This is a genomic window from Streptomyces sp. NPDC058240 (genome assembly GCF_042882135.1).
Taxonomy (GTDB): Bacteria; Actinomycetota; Actinomycetes; order Streptomycetales; family Streptomycetaceae; genus Streptomyces.
Genome location: NZ_JBHVWT010000153.1, coordinates 1 through 1,582 on the forward strand (window position 1 = coordinate 1; position 1,582 = coordinate 1,582).

The 1,582-nt window shown below is 66.1% G+C and carries 2 protein-coding genes; one reads left to right on the forward strand and one right to left on the reverse strand.

The genetic code is table 11. The annotated features are described in order from the left end of the window. The first annotated feature begins 336 nt into the window (after positions 1 to 336). Positions 337 to 1,029: a hypothetical protein gene (locus ACFVX4_RS42070; protein WP_389988801.1), complete on the forward strand. Its 693-nt coding sequence runs from the start codon at positions 337 to 339 to the stop codon at positions 1,027 to 1,029. A 129-nt stretch (positions 1,030 to 1,158) separates the two neighbouring features. On the opposite strand, the gene ACFVX4_RS42075 is transcribed toward ACFVX4_RS42070, so the two are convergent. Beyond that, complete coding sequence (locus ACFVX4_RS42075; RefSeq protein ID WP_389988804.1) at positions 1,159 to 1,314, reverse strand: hypothetical protein; 156 nt, start codon at positions 1,312 to 1,314, stop codon at positions 1,159 to 1,161. Positions 1,315 to 1,582: the final 268 nt, after the last annotated feature.

Sequence of the window (1,582 nt, forward strand, 5' to 3'; positions counted from 1 at the left end):
CTCGTCCGACAACGTCAACTCAGCCTTCGGCCGCCCCGTCCGTGCCATAAGGCAAACCTACACATCTGAACAGAATTCCTGACTCAGAAGACTAGGGCGCGTTTCAGAAGTGGTCGCTGATGCCTCAGTGAGCACTGTGTCTGCTGCGGCATGCCACCAGCCGGGCACACCCTTTCGCAAGGCGGACGGCAAGCGCGAGGAAGGGACCTCGACGGCAACCAGGCGTCCTGGACACCTGCCGGACGTAATTCGGCATCGTGCTCGGTCGGCTGTGGCGATTCCCCTTTGCGCCGGGGCCTTCGCCTGGGACACCCTTGACGCCATGCGAGGGCGTATATGCAGCTGAAGATGCGACAGTTCCGGCCCCGGATCGGGCCACGGGAGTACCGGGTGGTGCAGCCGTGGCATCCGCTGCGGCACACCGCACTGGCCGACCCGGCCGGCTACGGCTGGCTGATCGGCGACCACGACGGCCTGTCGCGGCTCGCCGCGCTCTTCTCCTTCGCCGCCTACTCCCGGCACACCGTCGTGCACGTCCCGCTGCGGGACGGGGTGCCCATGGACGGTGAGTACGAGCAGTACCTGGAGATCTGCGGAGGCCGGGTCGACCTCGTCCTGGTCCACCACTCGCTGGGCCTGCGCCCCACGGCCTGGCCCGACCTGCGTCGCCGCCTCGTCCGGGGCGTCCCGCTCACCGTCCGGACCGACGAACGCCGCACCGCCCGCGACGCCGCCGCTTGGAACCGCCAGTGCGAGCACGCGGAGACCCGCGAGTGGCTGCGCCCCGTCACCCACGCCCGGACCCTTTTCCTGACTGGCAGTCGCGCTCCCTTCGCCGCCGCCTGTGCCGCGTTCGAGTACGCGGCCGGCTGGGGCCCCCGTCAGGCCGGTGCCGCCCACGGTGACCACGTCCTGACCACCAGCATCACCAGCCAGTTCCCGTCCGACCCCGACCTGCGCCGCCCCGAGGTCGACATCTCCTTCAAGGCCCACCCGCCCTACACCAACTTCCGCCGCACCCATGGCTGACACCCCCCAGGGCCAGCAATGACAGCCCCACACCAACACCTGTCACACAGACCCAAGGAGTAGCGTGACCCCGATGCTGCTTATGGAGAAACAGCCCACGAGCCCTGAGGAGCGTCTCGAAGGCGCTGGTCACAGACACTCGTTGATGGCCGCGATGACCACGGTGGCTTCGTAGTGGACAGCAAGTTTGTCGTATCGAGTCGCGACGGCCCGGTGCCTCTTGAGGCGGTTGATTCCGCATTCGACAGCGTGGCGTGCGCGATAGTCGACCTTGTCGAACTTCACTACGCGGGACTCGCTGTCGACCCCGAACGCTCCACCTTCAATGAGACAGGACAGTGTCCTGGCGCATTGAAGGTTGACCGTTCTTGCTGAACCCTGAATCTGAGTGCCGTATGTTGCCGTCTGCTGGGGGTGCTGCGGGACCATGAAGGATGCGCCCGGATGACTGGCAACTTAGCCTGGATCCACCGGCTGTCCCGGGTCCTGTGGATAGAGAAATGAAGAGAGGTGCCTGCTGACCTGCGAAGATGGGAGTTACCACACCACCATC